Genomic DNA, 18483 nt, shown 5'->3' with positions numbered 1-18483 from the left:
TACTCTTTTTTTATAAAATAGCAATATAGCCTTTATATAAATTCCCTAGCCCTAAGCCTAGACAAGGCATTGATATAAATAGATTCTCTTCCACCAAAAGAGAATTTCTAAGCCAAGAACCTGTATAAACTTTGCAATAATAAATTCTTAAGTCTGGTATCAACTTCATTGAACACCTTCGATATTTGGCGTATAATAAAGACAATGTATAATCTATCTTTGAATCTAAATTAACGAGGTGACACCATGAAAATTATCGTAATGGAGCCATTAGGCGTATCAGCAGAAAAAATTGAAGCCGTATCAGCACCACTTAAAGCAGCGGGTCATGAGTTTTTCTATCCTGAAACTCAAGAATTAGATCAGGCTAAATTATTGGACCGTGTAAAAGAAGCTGATGTCCTAATCTTAGCCAATCAAAAATTATCTGGTGATATTATTCGCCAATGTCCAAATTTAAAAATGATTTCGATTGCCTTTACAGGTGTGGATCATGTTGATTTGGCTACTTGTCGTGAACGTAATATTACTGTATGTAATGCAGCGGGCTACTCCACCAATGCAGTTGCTGAATTAGCCTTTGGCCTAGCCATCTCTGTATGTCGCAACATCGTTCCATGTGACCACCAAAGTCGTCATGAAGGCACCAAAACAGGACTTGTTGGTTTTGAATTATTCGGTAAAACATTTGGCGTTGTTGGCACTGGTGCTATTGGTAAACGTGTAGCCGAAATTGCCCTTGCCTTTGGCTGTCGTGTTATTGCATATAATCGCAGTGAAAAACCTGATTTAATAGCTAAAGGTGTTACCTTTGTTTCCAAAGAAGAGTTGTTCCGTCAAGCTGACTTCGTATCTTTACATACACCACTTACAGAAGACACCAAAGGCTTAGTGGATGCAGAAACAATCAAACTCATGAAGTCATCTGCAGTTCTTATTAACACAGCTCGTGGTCCAGTAGTAGATAGCGAAGCTTTAGCCGCTGCTTTAAACGAAGGCCGTTTAGCTGGTGCTGGTATCGATGTTTTTGAAATGGAACCACCAATTCCAGCTGACCATCCACTCTGTCATGCAAAAAATACTGTCTTAACACCTCATGTCGCCTTTGCTAGCAAAGAAGCCCTTGAAACAAGAGCCGACATTGTTATTGAAAACATAAAACAATGGGAAGCCGGTACACCACAAAATTTAGTGTAAATAATTACATTTTCACTAATGTGTACTGTGCTTAAATAAAAAGATTGTATAGTTATGAAGTCCCTTTACCCTCTACTCGCTCTTCTAAACATTAAATAATTAAGTTGATAGAAATTTATTTGTGTAAAAAATAAAAAGCGTGCCTGTAGTTATGAAGTCCCACGCTGCCCCTATCTTTACAATATTAAATAGTTACATTTTCACTAATGTGTACTGTGCTTAAATAAAAAGATTACATAGTTATGAAGTCCCTCTACCCACCCTCCTAAACACTAAATAATCAAGTTGATAGAAATTTATTTGTGTAAAAAATAGAAAGCGTGCCTGTAGTTATGAAGTCCCTTGATGCTTGCATCGCCAGGACAAATAACTACAGGCACGCTTATCTATGTATATACCACTAATATTCTATCGACTTGATTATTTAATATTGTCCATCAATTATCTCAGTCCCTTGTTCTTTCAACTGGTCTTCAATCCATTGACGATCGGCTTCGCCAATTAATGCTTCATGTACTTTTTCAGCATCTTCAGCTTGTAATTTCTTAGCACTCTCAATTATTTCAGCTGCATCTTGCCATGGTACAACAATAACACCATCTTGGTCCATCACAATGATATCACCAGGATTTACGGAAATACCGCCACAAGCAATAGGTGTATTGATTTCGCCAGTACCATTTTTATATGGCCCTGCAGGATTCGTACCATTAGCATATACAGGCAATGCCATCGTAGCCACAGCATCACTATCACGAATAGGGCCATCAATAACTACACCGGCTAATTGTTTATATGTAGCATACCCAAACATGATTTCACCCATCAATGCACGGTATTCAGAACCACCATCATTAGATACCATAATCACATCGCCAGGTTCAGCTATATTTAATGCTTTATGAATCATCAAATTATCGCCACCACGAGTTTTCACAGTTAATGCACGCCCTACTGTAACAGGTTGTTTAGGGGCAGACTTCAAGGAAACACGTGGATGAAGTGCACTCAAACGCCCCATACAATCTGCTACATTAGCGGCAGGAATCCCTTTAAACTCATTCAATAATTCCTCGCTCACCATAGGTCGTTGCAAATACACTCGATTACCAACTGCCATTACATTCACTCCATTCTTCACTAACAATCGTATCAATAGATAGGCTCTTGATAAAATTAATTTTCAATTTTATATCAAGAAATCTCTATATATTTATGATACCTATATTTCATCAAAATTTCAAGTCACCCTAACTAAGCGCCCTACCCTTAATAGGAGACAAATAAAAATAGCCTATTTCATAGCCAATACTAAGCATTCCACGGTATAATAAAATAGATTAAAGAATACAATCGCTTGTCTACAAACTACAAATCTATTTTATCGCTAGCAGTATAAGTTTTAATTGACTTTACCTATTTTTTATGTAAAAATTATTTGAATATATCTATATATGGATACGATTAAGGAGGCTCACCATGGCAGATGACAGACTAATAGTTGCCTTAGACGTAGCAACAATGGAGCAAGTTACAGAGCTAGTAACTACATTAGGCGATAGTGTTTCCTATTACAAAGTTGGTATGGAGTTATTTTATGCAGCAGGTGCACAGACGGTAACGTATCTTCAAGAACAAGGAAAATCCGTATTTCTTGACCTAAAGTTACACGATATTCCCAACACCGTAGCCCAAGGCGTAACATCGCTTACACATTTAGGTGCTAAACTAATCACCCTACATGCTCAAGGTGGTCCCGTTATGATGGCAGCCGCAGCCAAAGCCGCAACGGAAGCTGCCGAATCACTTCAAGTGGAACGACCAAAACTATTAGCTGTTACCGTACTCACCAGTTTTGATGATGAGGCTTGGACAGCCATCGGTGGTCAATTGCCAATTCGAGACCAAGTACTCCGTCTCGCCAAATTAGCTAAAGCATCCGGCATGGATGGTGTAGTAGCCTCACCCTTGGAAGCAAAGGCTATTCGCGAAGCTTGTGGGGAAGATTTTCTGATTGTAACCCCAGGTATTCGTCCTACCTTTGCCGCAGCGAATGACCAAAAACGAATTGCCACTCCAAAAAGTGCCCTCCAAGACGGCGCTTCTAAATTGGTAATCGGACGACCTATTACTAAAGCTGACAATCCGCAAGAAGCGGTTCGTTTAATTGTTGAAGAAATGGAGGCTATCAACGCATGATGACAGAACAAGAAGTAAAACAATTATTAATCGACACGAAAGCTATTTTAGAAGGCCATTTTCTACTTACCTCTGGTCTTCATAGCCCTATGTATGTAGAAAAATTTAATGTATTACAACATCCAAAATACACGGAACGCCTTTGCCAAGAATTAGCAGAACGTTTCAAAGATCAAAATGTAGAACTTGTAATTGGTCCTATGACTGGTGGCATTCTATTAGCTCATGAAGTAGGGAAAGCTCTCGGTACGCGAGCTATTTTTACAGAGCGCGAAAAAGGTGTTATGACTCTTCGCCGTGGTTTCCGCATCGAACCAGGCACACGTGTACTTATTGTAGAAGACATTGTAACTACTGGTGGCTCAGTTCGCGAAGTAGTGGATGTAGTTAATGCTTCTCAAGGTGAAATCGTAGGCGTTGGCTTACTTGTCAACCGCAGTGGTGGCAAAGCTGATTTTGGTATTCCAAACGATAAAGTTCAAGCTTTATTAAATTTGACGGTACCAACTTACCAACCAGAAGAATGCCCTCTTTGTCACGATAATGTTCCAATGACAGAACGTGGCAGTAAACACATTAAATAATACTTTTTAAAATTACATATTTAATATAAACAAAGTGCCCCTTGCGGTAACTTATTGAAACTGTATACTTTCAATAAGCTATTCGCCAAGGGGCTTTTTTCTGTCTAAATGCTATGTTTATGTTACCTATTATAAGGCTAGCTATTTAATAAATCGGTCAATAGCTTCATTCAATTTCTTTAACGTTTCCGTATCATTATTCTTTACCGCATCAACTATGCAGTGTTCAATATGATCTTTCATAACAACACGACTCACACTTTTTACAGCCGAACCTACCGCCGCTAATTGCACCAATACTTCACTGCAATCTCGCTCATTCTCTACCATACGTTTTACTGATTCTAAATGTCCAATAATTCGTGATAGGCGATTCAGAACCGCCTTAGTTTGCGTATGAGAATGGGTATGACCATGGTCATGATTATGAGCAATCCCTAACTCATGCAACAACTCATGTGATTCTTGACTCATCCTTTCACCACCTTATAAATACAAACAAGCTTTTATGTATTTATTATAACATATGTGGCAAGCATGACATTTTATGGCTTAATATTTTATCGCTTAATATTTTATGACTTAATATTTCATAACTTAATGTCTATAAACTAATATTGTATGATTGCTATGTATGCCCTAACATCTTGTATGCCTTCACCAGCTCTTTAGCCGTATCAGATTGTGGACTTACTAATAATTGGGCAATCGTTGTACTTTCGACAATATGGCCTTCTTCTAGCACATATACCTTGTCACACAAAGCTGCCGCTACCCATAAATCATGAGTCACTACAAGACCTGCTAACTTCTGTTGGTCTCTAATCTGACACAATAACTCAATAATGTCAGCCTGTACCGTCTCATCTAAAGCCGAGGTCATTTCATCACAAAATAGTACTTGTGGCTTACTACTTAAAGCTCTAGCTATGGCCGCGCGCTGACATTCTCCACCACTTAATTCATGAGGATACCGCGCGCCATAGCTAGCCGGTAATTGTACTTCTTCTAATAAAGCTGCTACATCTATAGTTTGCCCTCGCCTGCGCAAAGCTTCACCTACACTCCAGCCAATAGTTTGTCGTGGATTAAATGAGCTTTGCGGATTCTGTAAAATAGGCTGTACAATTTGACCTAAGTCCCGTTTTGAAAGTGAATGCAAGGGTTTTCCCTCATATGTAATCGTTCCTTGCTGTATAGGTTGTTCGCCTAACAAAGTGTTAAATAAAGTGCTCTTGCCCGCTCCGCTCAGACCTATTATGGCAGCCCATTCACCAGGATATAAACTTAACGATATATCCTGTAATGCCCGCTCATTGGTGCCATGCACCACACTTACAGAGTCTACAGCTAATAAAGGATGAACCTTTTCACTGTTACTTTTAGCAAATAAAGGCCTTTTATCTAATTCCTGCCCAGAATTTTGTTCCTGCCAAGTGAAATCTTTTTTTGACTCCCCTAAAAGCACACGCTTAAGCTGTCCCTCTTTCATTTCATACAAAGTATGGCCAATCTGCTTTGCTAATTCCATTTGATGAGTAACAAATATAATCGCCACTCCTGTAAGAGCCTGTACTTCATTCAATAATGCCACCATTTGTTGTTGCCGCATCATATCTAAATTCGCAGTAGGCTCATCAGCGACTATAAGTTTTGGCTGTGACAATAACGCCAATAGCATAACCACACGCTGTGCCATCCCACCAGATAAAGCACTAGGTCGCTTCGCTAACAAACTGCTTGGTAAGTCTAACTGAATTAATAATCGCTCAATCCGTTGCTGTGCCTCATTCCAAGATATGGAAAGAGCCTTCGCCACATCACGGCACTGAGTTTCAATTGTTTTTATTGGACTTAACGAGGCTTGCGCATCTTGCGGAACAAAAGCAATAGCCTCTCCCCGAAGTATATGCCAATCTTGTTCAGACGCTGGCCAAGGTTGCCCGTCAAATAAAGCCGTCGAAAAACTCACCTGACTATCTCGAGGTAGTAAACCTAATAGGGTTCGCAATAAGGTAGTTTTACCACTTCCCGAAGGCCCTACAATCGCTACTGTCTCACCAGCACGCAACTGTAAATTCAAATTAGCCAAAACTACTTGTTGCTTATATGTGACAGTAAGGTCTTGTAAATCTAATAACCAAGGCGACTCAGTGCTCACTCGCTTCATCTCCTCTTATCATTTAAGATCTATATCCTTAGTAATTTCATAATAATCTGTCGGATACGCTTTAAAATTAATCACATTATGCGCCATTACTAAATTCATTTTTAAATGGGCCACATAAATAAAAGCATTGTCAGTTAACACTTGCTGTGTCATTTGCTCAAACAATCTTTGTCGTGCTTCTGGATTTACAGTGCCGTCTAATTGTTCCATAAATGCTACAATTTGAGGACTTTCATAGTGTCCCACATTATCAACCGCCCCAGACATAATATTAGTCTTAAAATAATAGGTACCATCACCAGTAGGTGCTGTTACAAAAGCTTTAGCAAATACATCAAACTTCCCTTGTTGCAACACACTTCTATACGCATCTGTAGCATTAACGTCCACCTTAATACCAATTTGTTTTAACGTTGCCTGAGCCGACTCAGCTAATAGAGGTAATTCCTGACGGGAGGTATATGTCAACCAACGTACCGTCAAGGGTACGCCCCCTTTATCCACATAACCATCACCATCAGTATCCTTATACCCTGCTTCTGCTAATAAAACCTTTGCTTTATTTTCATCGTAAATAGGCGCCACTACCTGCATTTGTCCTAGTTTTGTATTATTCGGAAAAGGTCCTACGGCCGGTATACCCTTGCCTTTCAACAATACAGCGGCAAATTGTTCTTTATTAATCGCACTAGCAATCGCTTGACGAACTCGTACATCTTGCATAGCTGAGCTGTTAAAATTAAATCCTATCTGATACACCCGCGAAGTAGCAGCTGAACTAATGGTATATTGCGCGGCATCAGCAAAAAGATTTAAAGAACTATAGGGTAAGCCCTGAGCCGCTTCAATATCACCCTTTTGTAGCGCCATAGTCAACGTATCACCATCGGTAATGCGTATCACTTCTACGCCTTCTAATTTAGGCATGCCACCCCAGTAGTGATCGTTACGGACTAAACTTATACCACTTTCGCTTACTTTAGTAGCTTTAAAAGGACCCGTCCCCACTACGATTCCCTCAGGTGTCCCATCACTCAAATCAACAATCGCACTATAGGGATCCGCTAAAAAGGTCAATAATACAGCTACAGGATTCACCGAGTGAATCGTTATATACGCATCATCAGCTGTTATAGATTCAATTTTCAAATCCTTCGGCGCCCTATCATGATCACGAACTAACGCTTCTAAATTCTGTTTTACAGCTTCTGGTGTAAGCGGTTTCCCATTTGAAAAGGTTACCCCTTCGCGAATATGTAAACGCACTGTATGATCATCTATACTTTGCCAAGAATCTGCTAACCAAGGAGCAACTTCCATCGTTTCAGTAAAACGTACCAACGTTTCACCTACACCATACCGCACTGCACTCCATCCCTGATAGGCCACATGAGGATTCAATCCTGCATTCTCCATAGCAGGGCCATATGCCGTTGTACCATAATGAAGCACTTTACTATATTTCGGTTCCTCTGTACCACAGCCAACTAGCCCTAAAAAAACAATAAATAAACTAATCAACCCTACTAAACGACCTAATGAAAACTGTGATTTTACTCTTTCCACTTCTTTTACCATATACAGACTCTCTTTCACACAACTACACTTCGTAGAATAGTATCTCACCGGTTAAAACTCTCTAACCTGCATTCCTATTTTAAAGTAGGTTACCTTAACGCTTATCGTACATTATCTGATGCCGTAACTGTTCGCCCATATAATGAAACGCCCCTACAGTTAGGATAATTGCTATGCCTGGGGCCCACATGAGCCAAGGAGCCGTCTGTAGCAAGCTTCGATTTAAGCTTAACAGACTGCCCCACTCTGCTAGTGGTGGTGCTGCCCCTAGCCCTAAAAAAGAAAGTCCCGCCAGTTCCATAAGCACTACACCCAAATCCAGCACAGCCGTCACAATAATGGTTACCATAATATTAGGTATAATGTGATATCTCACTATACCAACTTCACTTTGCCCTTGTAAGCGAGCTAATTGCATATAAGGAGCCTTTTTAATTTGTAACGTCAAACTACAGGCTAATCGTGCATATTTCGGCCAGCCTACACAGATTAAAGCTAACGCCGCATATTCCATCCCCCCGCCTAGTACCGCGGCTAAGGCAATGGCAAATACTAAAGCCGGCAAAGATACAGCTACATCCGTCAAGCTAACAATTAGGCGACTCAGCCAAGTCTGCTTCCATGCACTCCACAGACCTAACAGGGTTCCTCCTAAACAAATTATAATAGTAATACATACGGTGAGCCCCACTGTTAAACGACCACCGACTAACACTCGCGCTAACACATCTCGGCCATATTGATCCGTTCCCAACCAATGCAAACTATTAGGTCCCTGTAAAGCTATGTCCAAATTTTGTTCATATGGATTAAAAGAGCAAATATATGGGCCTACACTAAGCACTAAAAAAATAATAAGACCAGGCCAAAGAAACGACCACCAATGGCTAAAAACATACTGTTTTAAAACTAAACGATTACCCTCCATAGATGCTCTATTTAGATTATTCCTCATACTGCTGGCCTCCTAGCACTTGTTTTTGCCAATACTGTTGCCAACGCTCTACTCCATAGTTTAAGAGAACATAAAACAAAGATACCCATAATACATAAGCTTGTAATACAGGGTAGTCACGAGAAGTAATAGCATCAAACGCCATTTTACCAATGCCGTCCCACATAAAAATAGATTCTACAATCGTTACGCCTCCTAATAAGGAGCCACAACTCAAAGCAACCAATGTTAAAAGAGGCGGAGCAATAGCTAAACTCACATAACGGCTCATAATCATAAACCAACTAAGCCCACGACTACGCAAGCCAAGAATATATGGTTTCTGAAGTTCCTCTAAAGCTAAGGCACGAGTTTGTTGTATATATTTAGCACTCATAGACCAAAATAGAGTCAGTGTAGGCAACAGAATACTTTGCCAATCCATTTTTCGTGAAACGACTGGTAATAGATCCCATTGCAATGCTACTACATATAATAATAATAGAGCCGTAAAAAAATTAGGCATTGTATTTCCCAATACGGTAATCCCTCGTATGAAACGATCCTGCCAAGAACCTGCTTTACAGGCAAGCCATAAACCTACTGGTACAGCTATTAGCAGAGTACTCCCTATAGCGCTAACCATTAATACCAACGTAGCAGATAATTTTCTGCTCATAATATTGCTAACCTCTTCACCAGTTACTAATGAATTTCCTAAATCACCTTGAAATAGTTGCCCCCACCAGCGAACATATTGTGTTACCAATGAGTCATCTAAACCTAAGGCCGCTCTTTTTTCAGCCTGCATAGCTGCACTTAAACTTTGCTGTTGTGAAAATACCATATCTACCACATCATCTTGTGTAGCATGCATCAACAAAAATGTTAGTGTCGCTACTAACCATACCACAAATACACCTCGCCATATTGGCCAGCGACCAATCGAACTAAACCGCTTATGTGTATTAACGCTCATAACGACACCTCCTCACTGAAACATTACTTATTTTAGTGTACCTATCTCTTAGGTTCTTGAAAAGCCACCCTGGGGGATAGATATTTAAAAATAACCCCCACCCCCGCTTACAAACTCCTTAAAATTTATCTATACTACTAAAGTAACAATACCGTATTCACTTACACTTGGGGAATCTATTATGAATATATCTAAACGAATTGAATCTTATTGGGATACACGTAGCGATGCGTTCAATGAATTGCGGCTTCGCGAATTAAAAAGTCCCAATGCACTGGCTTGGCATCATTTATTAGCGGAACATATCCCTTTAACTCGCCCTTTACGTATCTTAGACGTAGGTACTGGTACAGGCTTCTTTACCTTCTTACTCTGTCACCATGGACATAGAGTTACTGGTATTGATATGTCCCAACAAATGGTACATAATGCTCAAAATAATGCAAAAAACTTTCATAGTACAGCGACCTTTGAAAAAATGGACGCTACTAATTTACAATATGAAGATGAAACCTTTGATGCTGTTTTAAGTCGCAATTTAACCTGGACCCTCCCAGATCCTAAAACAGCTTATAAAGAATGGCTACGCGTATTAAAACCTCATGGTGTGATTCTTAATTTTGATTCCGACTACGGACAAACACAGTTCACTCGTAATGAAGGCAGAGTGCACGCCCAAATTGATACCGCTTTGTTAGACGAATGCACAGCTATTAAAAATAGCTTAGCCATTAGTCAAGAAACTAGGCCCGCTTGGGATATGACTGTATTCAAAGAACTCGGCGTTCAACAAGTTAGTGTCATTCAAGATGTACGTCACGAAGTTCAAAAAGATCCTAATTTGCAGTACGAAGAAATTCCTATATTCATGATTAGGGTTGTAAAATAAGTTAATCTTTTACCTGCAACAAAATGGAGTATTGGCTCAAAAACACAGAGTTCTTACGAACAATGGTTTTCTACGCCAATACTCCATTTTTATTTCTACACTATAAAAACTAACTGTATTTTATACGCCTTTACCAATATCTACCCAGCCTAATGATTGAGAATAGGTTTCTAATTCTGGCACAGATAGTTTTACAGCACTATGGTCATTACCTGCTGCAGGGTATACAATATCAAAACGCTGTAACGATATATCTAAATAAGTTTTAACATTGGGTTTGACTTCAAATGGGCATACGCCACCTGGAGCATGTCCAATATAAGCTTCAACTTCATCAAAAGCAATCATTTTTGCCTTTTTCTGAAAAGTTGCTTTAAATTTTTTATTATCTACTTTTACATCCCCTGCTACCACAACTAATATAGGTTCTTCCTCTACTAAAAAAGACATGGTTTTAGCAATTTGCTTGGCTTCACAGCCCACAGCAATGGCTGCTTCTTCTACGGTAGCACTTGAATGCTCCAACAGTTTAACACGGTCCCCCAAACCAATATTTTCAAAATATGTTTTTACTCTCTCAAATGACATAGGTCCTCTCTCAACTTATAAACATTTCAACTCTGCAATGGCATATAAAGCAGCTTTTCCTGCTAATATTACTCTAGTACCTTGCATAGAACAATATAAAGTACCACCCCGTTTAGATGCCTGATACGCTACTACCGAATCTTTTTGTAACTTTTCAGCCCAATACGGTACTATGTGACAATGACCAGAGCCACAAACTGGATCTTCAGGAACATTGAGCTTAGGTGCAAATGAACGAGAAATACAGTATCCGTAAAGGCATCAACAATAAACTGCTTCATAAAATCCCTCCTCTATGTATTGCTTATTGTAACACACTATCTAACATTAACCTACTATAAAATAGAGGAAATATATTACAACTCTTCTCTCCCCCCGTTATATTCAGTCAGTCTGATATGCCTAGAAAAAAAAGAGAGTTGTCGACAGAGTAAACCATTGTTCGTAAGAACACCTCCCCCCTCCTCCCTTATTTGCTTAGTCAGTTTTGATGCTACCTTTAGCTAAAAAAGCGTATTATTGGTGGAGAAAACCATTGTTCGTAAGAACGCCGGTTTTTGAACCAATAATACGCTTTGATTTTATTAATATCTTAAGTCAAAACTGACTAAACATATAACAAATTATTCGCGTGGAAGATCGATTTCTTTAAGAATAACTTGTTTGCTGTGTTTTTCGAAGAACTGTAATGCTACTTCTGGGAACATAGCATAGGATAATACGTCTTCATCAGTGAAACCTTGGTAACCTAATTCGGACAATTTCTGACGATATAATTCCAATTCAGGTTTGATAAGGTCTGCTGGACGGCATGTAATAGGTTCTTCATCACCAATAATTTTCTTGCGAATATCTTCGCTAATTGGTGCAGGTAAACGACCATATTTACCACGAACTAAGTCTTTAACTTCGCTAGGAGTCATTTGGTAACGTTCCATACCATTAGCCATGAAGTTAACGTTCATCATAGCCATAGTACCAACGATTTGGCTAGTAGGTGTTACCAATGGAGGGTAACCAAGGTCAGCACGTACTTTAGGCATTTCGTTCATTACATCAAAGAATTTGTCTGCCATCCCCATTTCACGAAGTTGATTCTGAGTATTAGACAACATACCACCAGGGATTTGGTAATGACGAACTTCTGGCAATACTTCATGAGCTGGCGTAATACCAAATTCATCAGCGATTTCTTTACGAACGCCACGGAAGTATTCAGCTAATTCACGAAGAGAGGCTAAATCTAAACCAGTATCATATTCAGTACCACGGAACATTTCAACAATACTTTCAGTTGCAGGTTGAGAAGTTGCATGACCGAATGGGCTAAGAGCTGTATCGATTACATCAACACCAGCTTCTACAGCTTTTAAGTAAGTAGCACTAGCAAGACCACAAGTGAAATGGCTATGTAAGTCAATCATCATGTCATCGCCAAGACGTTTTTTAAGGTCTTGAATCAAGGATACTGCATCATATGGCGCTAATAAACCGGACATATCCTTAATGCACAAGGAATTCATGCCCATATCCTTTAATTCTTCAGCCACTTTTACGAACATTTCATTTGTATGTACAGGGCTAATAGTATAAACCATTGTACCTTGTACATGAACGCCACATTTGTTACCTGCTTTAATAGCAGCTTCCATGTTACGAGGATCGTTCAACGCATCAAAAATACGGATACGATCAATACCGTTTTCTTTTGCTTTTTTAACAAATGCTTCTACTACATCATCAGCATAATGTTTGTAACCTAATAAGTTTTGGCCACGTAACAACATCTGTAATGGAGTGTTTTTAAGATGAGCTTTTAACGTGCGAAGACGTTGCCATGGATCTTCGTCTAAGAAACGAAGACAGCTATCAAAGGTAGCACCGCCCCAACATTCTAACGCTTCATAACCAACAGAGTCCAATTTTTCCAATACTGGCAACATTTGGCTAGTACGCATACGTGTTGCCAAAACGGACTGATGACCATCGCGGAGGACGGTTTCCATGATTCTTACTTTTTTCGCTTTCATAACTCCTTCTCCTTCACTTTCGAAATAAATTGTAACCTGCCATCCTATAAAACCTTCCACATTTTATAGATGCTTACAATTCATTTCACCTTCAAATTACGCTTATAACGAATACTTTCTATCTAATCCCTTAATAGAACTAGTATTCATCTCACATATCTATTAGACTACTAAAGAGTTTCTTTGTCAACATATTTACAATACGGATTACTCATAAATATATATTTCTTAATCTTATTTAATTTTTTTAGGTGCCGTTTCGATTATAATATTTCGGCCATCTTTTTTCACTTGTATAGAAAAATCGCCTACACCATCTTTAAAATATTCCATCTTAATATCCAGTAAAAGTTTACCAATCTGAGTCTCTACCTTCTCAGTTAGGAACTCACGGTAAAAGGCTTCTTGACTGTTACTAGAGGACTTTCGTAGCGGTGCAGGACGCTTACTCTCAGCCTCACCTTTTAACATCGCTGTTTCAAAGGTTTCCTCTTCCACCACATTTTTAAACATCTCCGCATCACTTAAGCCTTTTTTAATTTTAAACTTAGCCATAATTACCTCCTCATAGTTCATATAGTCAAGAAAAGGCCTGCTACAGCAGACCTTTTCACTTACCTATGCATAAACCTCATAATTGAAATCAAAAGTCTGTTTATGCTTATTTATTGTTTTTTATTATCACTAGAACGTTTATCACTTATCATTTTTTCGATAGACGCTACTGTAATATCTTTTAACTCTTGTGGCTCACTAAAAGTATCCACCGTTTCAAAGCCAACGCCTAATCGGCCTTGTAATACAGATAAGACTTTGTCATCTTCATCAACTTTAGCAATATAAATATCTTTATCTTTATCAACGCCAACTAAACGATAACGCCCTGCCGGATTAATAACCCGCCAACCACCTTCAGTGCCGTCAAACATAAATACATCGCCAGTGCGAACATTATCGTAGAAGAAGATATCCTCATCATAGAAAACAGCGATTCGGCCTATATTCGAAGCCTGCATGTATACTCGGCGGGTGTCATAGTTCGCATCGGTCCGATAAATTCGGTATGCATTTTCAGCAACCTTAATTTTCATATACACTACATTAGTCGCCGTTGAAAACGCTGCATCTACAATTTTACTATCTGCTGGTAAATCTTGCATGGTTGTATCCACTTCATGCTCAGGGCTTTCAGGGTCAAAACGAGCCAATACTACATTATCTTCAACACCACCATGTAACCCCATAATCGCTAAGTCACGATCCGGCAACCACTCAAAATAACTAACTTGACGCCCCTTTAAATCAATATCTATCGGTGTTTTCTCACCAGATGTATATACTTTTACAGAGTCTTGCGTTACAACGGCCATATATTTATGCCCTTGTGAATAGTATTTATTGCCTTCCCCTACATCAGGAAAATTACCGTCTTTTTCTTGCCCATCACTGGCCGTCACTTCAAACTCAGTAGTAGGCGCAAAATAAATTTGATCTAAATAATAATAAATTCCGCCTTGTAATGCTAGCCCCAAGACAAAGGCGCTTAAAACTTTACCAAACGATGCCATGGGTCCTCCTATTTCACAACAAAGGCGGTTGGAATCATCCGCTCACCTAACAAGTCAGCTGGTTTATTAACAACTTTACCATTGTAATATAAAGTCGTACTAGAACCACCATCTAAATTCGCAGCAATATAGCAGCCTTCTTCAAATAGTACATCTTGCACATCACGAAGCGTTGCCCCCGTGGAATAACCAGGTTGACGACCATCAATAACGACAAAAATAACAGTACCATCTTTTTTCTGACCAATAGCCGTACGAGGCCCAATACCCCAGCCACCATCACCATCAGTAATCATTTTCTTACCATCTACAATAAGTGGTGGTCCAAAGGTAATACCTTCAGCCGCTTTCATTTCAGCCAATTCTGTTTTATTGTATGTGCCAGCAATCAAGTTGCCATCTTTTGTAAAACCAACAAAGTCTACCGCTTCATCAGGTCCTACATCTTTACCAATCACATAGTCCCCTTCTTGCATGATGAAACCATACGGCAAACGACCAGTACCAGTACCATTAGGATCGTGGAAACCACCTGCATTAATAGCGGCTACCGCATCATTATCCTTAGCAATATTACTTACGGTTTCCCCTTTTTCTTGAATGTTTCTAGCCGTTGCCACCTTTACACGACGAGGGTCAGGAATTTCTAGTACATAACCAACATAACGAGTTGACTCAATTTTACGCATTTTAAGCGTTGTATCTTCACGAGCTTTAAACTTAAATAAATCTTGGCTTCGCACTGTACTTACCGTGCCTAGAATCATATTGATTTCATCCTGATTAAACAGCCATGTAATGTAATGAGGATGGCGCGAGCGCATAATAGCGCCCACAACGGTACGTTTCAGATTATCAAAAGGGCCAAATAGCACTACAATGGGCGAGGTAAGCATGGTAAAAATAAACATGACGAGAATAAATTTTACCCACCCTTTACTAAAAAATCGTTTCATCCTTAACTCCTATCTGTCCTTATAAATCAGCATACTCTTCCGTTGTTATCCGTTCTTCAAAATGAGCGAGATCTACAGCATTACCAATCCAAATACGTTGCAAAGCATACGGATTATCGCCTTCATGGACCCAACCTGGATTCATGGTTACAGCCAATAAAATACCATTATCCGTAGCTGCTTTTTGAGAATATTCATTTTCACGACCATAAGGATAACAGAACCATTGATTATCAATGCCTAATTTTTCTTTTAACGCCATTTGTGCTTTTACAATATTAGCTAATTGCTCACTATCAGATAATTCATTCATCCGCACATGGTCATACCCATGACTAGCAATAGTTATGCCATTATCGTGCATTTCTTTAATCTGTTCCCAAGTTAAACGCGTACCTACATCGCCTGGATTAACAAATACAGTGCCTGCAAAGCCATATTCTTTTAACACGGGATAGACAATGCTATACGTATCCTCATAGCCATCATCAAAGGTTAAGACTACTGGTTTAACTGGCACCGCCTTACCATGACGAACATAATCATTTAATTGTTCCATCGTAATAGGATTAAAACCTTTATCGTGTAAGAGCTTCATTTGGGCTCTGAACAAATCCTCACGAATGACCGCATCATTATCTTCTTCTGGCCCTACTTTGTGATACATAAGCACAGGAATACCCTTTGGTACTGCCGTCGCTACTGTTTTAGTTACTTTCTGTGGTTGTGCTTGTGCAGCACTAGCCGTTGTGTCTTTCGTTTCAGACATACAACCTGCTAAGAGCATCAATAAACTCCCAAGCAAGGCAAAGACTACTATGAAACGTTTCATAAATTGCCTCCTACTTATTTTATTGTATTTAAAAACAATTATACAAGGTATATTATATCACAAACAAACAGCCCATGCCTATTGACAGCCTTTTAAATCTCCCCCTATACTTATATTATAATTCATATAGTATATAACTTCTTGTTTACGACCATCTTGTCGTTTTGAATGGAGTATGTAATGAAAAAAAAAATTGCCCTATTACAAATGGATGTAACCGTTGGGGATGTAGATCGCAACTACTATCATGTGGAAGAATTAGTGGAAACGGCCGTTAAAGAAAGCCCCGATATTCTAGTTTTACCTGAAACCTGGAATACTGGCTTTTACCCCACCGACCACTTGCCACAAGAGGCTGATAAAAATGGGGAGCGCACCCAGACTTTACTTAGTCAATTAGCTAAAAAACATGAGGTAAATATTGTGGGTGGCTCGGTGGCTACCTTACGGGATAATAAAGTATATAATACTTCGTATATTGTAAATCGCGAAGGCACTATTATTTCACAATATGATAAAATTCATAGCTTTACACCTGCCAAAGAAGATAAGTTTTTTCAAGGGGGCGAACAAACTCACCGCTTCTACTTAGATGAAATACCTTGCTCCAGTGTAACATGCTATGATATTCGTTTTCCTGAAATCATCCGCACTACAACTTTACAAGGAGTCGACTTGTTCTTTGTGCCCGCTCAATGGCCTACTATGCGCCAGCGCCACTGGGAAATCTTAAACACAGCACGAGCTATTGAAAACCAAATGTTTCTCTGCGCAGTCAATACTTGTGGCTATATTGGTAAAATAAAATGTGCCGGAAATTCTTTATTACTTGATCCATGGGGCGATGAACTATTGCATCTAGGCGATTCTGAAGAAGTTGCTATTGGCACGATTGATTTAAGTGTTACAGACGATATTCGCCGCAAAATCAATGTCTTTAGAGATCGAAAACCCAATATGTATCATTTAGACTAACCAATATATAAACATATATCATACACAAAAAGCCGAACTGAGACAATAATAACTCAAAACCTTGCTTACATTTATCCGCTAGGCGGTAAATGATAGTTTTATGTAGTACCAAAGAAAGGTTGTGACTGGTATGAATATATTTATTAAATCTGTTACGGTAGCCACCTTATTACTCACCATGGCTTTACCAACGTTTGCGTATTCGGGGAATGCACGAACGAGTAAATTCCACTACGATGACTGCCGCGGGGCGCAAAAAATTAGTGACTACAATCGTGTATATCTTGATAGTCGCCAAGAAGCTATTAATAATGGCTATGTACCTTGTAAAGTATGTAAACCATAATACGCTAATCTAATACCTTAATCTAATACGATATAACGCTCATTTTTTCTTTTAGCTAGGGAAAAAATGAGCGTTTTTTGTTAATTAATCATATTAACAACATGTTTATTGACACAAAACATTAGACAATACATGTGATTAGGAGTAATATATAGTTGTTTATTTAATCTATCCCTATTACCACAACGAGGAGGCGTATGTGGTGTCAACCATAATTTCAAAATTAACAAATACCCATTCAATAAAACCAAGTGAAATAACTTTACAAAAACAAAACACCAGTCATGTAAAAACGTTTAGACTTAAACCAAATAGCAAATCAGCCTTAGCATTAGCAGCCTTCTTAAATCCACTCTGCCCTACTGCCTCAGTAGATACACCCTTAAAAGGGCAAGCTTTTTATACCTGTTTAGGCTGTAAAATTGCCCATTTACGCAAAGAAAAAGGTTGGTACCAAAAAGAGCTCTCTGAAAAAACAGGCATTAGCACGAGTTACATTTCTCGCCTTGAACGAGGCTATCGCATAGAAGGTGTTACCTTAGATATTCTATTAAAAGTAGCTGAGGTTTTTGACATAGCCATTAGCGAGCTATTTACCTATTCGCCTGACGAAATTAAACTAGCACATTATCGCGAAGAATTACACAAATACTGTTAA

20 protein-coding genes are annotated in these 18483 nt (G+C 39.0%); 7 read left to right on the top strand and 13 right to left on the bottom strand.

The window, feature by feature from the left end:
- Positions 1-246: 246 nt before the first annotated feature.
- Entirely contained in the window at positions 247-1197 is a 951-nt protein-coding gene (locus tag NFR27_RS08850; protein WP_251444115.1) for a 2-hydroxyacid dehydrogenase, read from the top strand.
- Positions 1198-1621: 424 nt separating this feature from the next.
- Here the strand turns inward: NFR27_RS08850 and NFR27_RS08845 are convergent, their stop codons facing one another.
- Positions 1622-2317, bottom strand: coding sequence for an RraA family protein (locus tag NFR27_RS08845; RefSeq protein WP_251444112.1), 696 nt, complete (start codon positions 2315-2317; stop codon positions 1622-1624).
- 359 nt (positions 2318-2676) lie between these two features.
- On the opposite strand from NFR27_RS08845, the gene pyrF reads away from it, so the two are divergent.
- On the top strand, positions 2677-3396 hold the full coding sequence (gene pyrF, locus NFR27_RS08840; protein WP_251444109.1) for an orotidine-5'-phosphate decarboxylase: 720 nt from the start codon (positions 2677-2679) through the stop codon (positions 3394-3396).
- Complete coding sequence (gene pyrE, locus NFR27_RS08835) at positions 3393-3980, top strand: orotate phosphoribosyltransferase (RefSeq protein ID WP_251444106.1); 588 nt, start codon at positions 3393-3395, stop codon at positions 3978-3980. The genes pyrF and pyrE overlap by 4 nt, the downstream gene beginning before the upstream one ends.
- 141 nt (positions 3981-4121) lie before the next feature.
- Here pyrE and NFR27_RS08830 read toward each other — a convergent pair whose 3' ends face one another.
- The 5 genes from NFR27_RS08830 to NFR27_RS08810 all read right to left on the bottom strand — a co-directional run bounded on the left by NFR27_RS08830 (position 4122) and on the right by NFR27_RS08810 (position 9641).
- On the bottom strand, positions 4122-4454 hold the full coding sequence (locus tag NFR27_RS08830) for a metal-sensing transcriptional repressor (protein ID WP_251444103.1): 333 nt from the start codon (positions 4452-4454) through the stop codon (positions 4122-4124).
- 154 nt (positions 4455-4608) lie between these two features.
- Entirely contained in the window at positions 4609-6141 is a 1533-nt protein-coding gene (locus NFR27_RS08825) for an ABC transporter ATP-binding protein (RefSeq protein ID WP_251444099.1), read from the bottom strand.
- Between the two features lie 18 nt (positions 6142-6159).
- Complete coding sequence (locus NFR27_RS08820) at positions 6160-7728, bottom strand: ABC transporter substrate-binding protein (protein ID WP_251444096.1); 1569 nt, start codon at positions 7726-7728, stop codon at positions 6160-6162.
- A 94-nt stretch (positions 7729-7822) separates the two neighbouring features.
- Entirely contained in the window at positions 7823-8683 is an 861-nt protein-coding gene (locus NFR27_RS08815) for an ABC transporter permease (protein ID WP_251444093.1), read from the bottom strand.
- On the bottom strand, positions 8673-9641 hold the full coding sequence (locus NFR27_RS08810) for an ABC transporter permease (RefSeq protein ID WP_251444090.1): 969 nt from the start codon (positions 9639-9641) through the stop codon (positions 8673-8675). Before NFR27_RS08810 ends, NFR27_RS08815 begins: the two co-directional genes overlap by 11 nt.
- 181 nt (positions 9642-9822) lie before the next feature.
- Here NFR27_RS08810 and NFR27_RS08805 point away from each other — a divergent pair, with 181 nt between their 5' ends.
- Positions 9823-10530 (top strand): class I SAM-dependent methyltransferase, encoded by a 708-nt coding sequence (locus tag NFR27_RS08805; protein WP_251444087.1) that lies wholly within the window; start codon positions 9823-9825, stop codon positions 10528-10530.
- A gap of 120 nt (positions 10531-10650) precedes the next feature.
- Here the strand turns inward: NFR27_RS08805 and NFR27_RS08800 are convergent, their stop codons facing one another.
- From NFR27_RS08800 to NFR27_RS08770, 7 genes are all read right to left on the bottom strand, one after another.
- Complete coding sequence (locus tag NFR27_RS08800) at positions 10651-11118, bottom strand: YbaK/EbsC family protein (RefSeq protein WP_251444084.1); 468 nt, start codon at positions 11116-11118, stop codon at positions 10651-10653.
- Between the two features lie 15 nt (positions 11119-11133).
- Entirely contained in the window at positions 11134-11361 is a 228-nt protein-coding gene (locus tag NFR27_RS08795) for a PhzF family phenazine biosynthesis protein (RefSeq protein WP_251444191.1), read from the bottom strand.
- A gap of 380 nt (positions 11362-11741) precedes the next feature.
- Positions 11742-13148 (bottom strand): pyruvate carboxylase subunit B, encoded by a 1407-nt coding sequence (locus tag NFR27_RS08790; protein WP_251444081.1) that lies wholly within the window; start codon positions 13146-13148, stop codon positions 11742-11744.
- 234 nt (positions 13149-13382) lie between these two features.
- Positions 13383-13703, bottom strand: a complete 321-nt coding sequence (locus tag NFR27_RS08785) for a hypothetical protein (RefSeq protein WP_251444078.1) — start codon at positions 13701-13703, stop codon at positions 13383-13385.
- A 110-nt stretch (positions 13704-13813) separates the two neighbouring features.
- On the bottom strand, positions 13814-14716 hold the full coding sequence (locus NFR27_RS08780) for a hypothetical protein (protein ID WP_251444075.1): 903 nt from the start codon (positions 14714-14716) through the stop codon (positions 13814-13816).
- 8 nt (positions 14717-14724) lie between these two features.
- Positions 14725-15672: a phosphodiester glycosidase family protein gene (locus NFR27_RS08775; RefSeq protein ID WP_251444072.1), complete on the bottom strand. Its 948-nt coding sequence runs from the start codon at positions 15670-15672 to the stop codon at positions 14725-14727.
- A 19-nt stretch (positions 15673-15691) separates the two neighbouring features.
- Positions 15692-16504 (bottom strand): polysaccharide deacetylase family protein, encoded by an 813-nt coding sequence (locus NFR27_RS08770; protein WP_251444069.1) that lies wholly within the window; start codon positions 16502-16504, stop codon positions 15692-15694.
- A 180-nt stretch (positions 16505-16684) separates the two neighbouring features.
- Between NFR27_RS08770 and NFR27_RS08765 the strand changes: the two genes are divergently transcribed.
- The 3 genes from NFR27_RS08765 (at position 16685) to NFR27_RS08755 (ending at position 18483) form a co-directional block, all read left to right on the top strand.
- On the top strand, positions 16685-17479 hold the full coding sequence (locus tag NFR27_RS08765) for a carbon-nitrogen family hydrolase (protein WP_251444065.1): 795 nt from the start codon (positions 16685-16687) through the stop codon (positions 17477-17479).
- Positions 17480-17609: 130 nt separating this feature from the next.
- Positions 17610-17825, top strand: a complete 216-nt coding sequence (locus NFR27_RS08760) for an Ada metal-binding domain-containing protein (protein WP_251444061.1) — start codon at positions 17610-17612, stop codon at positions 17823-17825.
- Between the two features lie 202 nt (positions 17826-18027).
- A complete protein-coding gene (locus NFR27_RS08755) occupies positions 18028-18483 on the top strand; it encodes a helix-turn-helix domain-containing protein (RefSeq protein ID WP_251444058.1) in 456 nt (151 codons plus the stop codon).

The organism is Veillonella intestinalis (assembly GCF_943192895.1).
In the GTDB taxonomy this organism is placed as follows: Bacteria; Bacillota; Negativicutes; order Veillonellales; family Veillonellaceae; genus Veillonella_A; species Veillonella_A intestinalis.
Note: the sequence above shows the minus strand (reverse complement) of the source record. Positions and strands in the feature narration are given on the sequence as shown.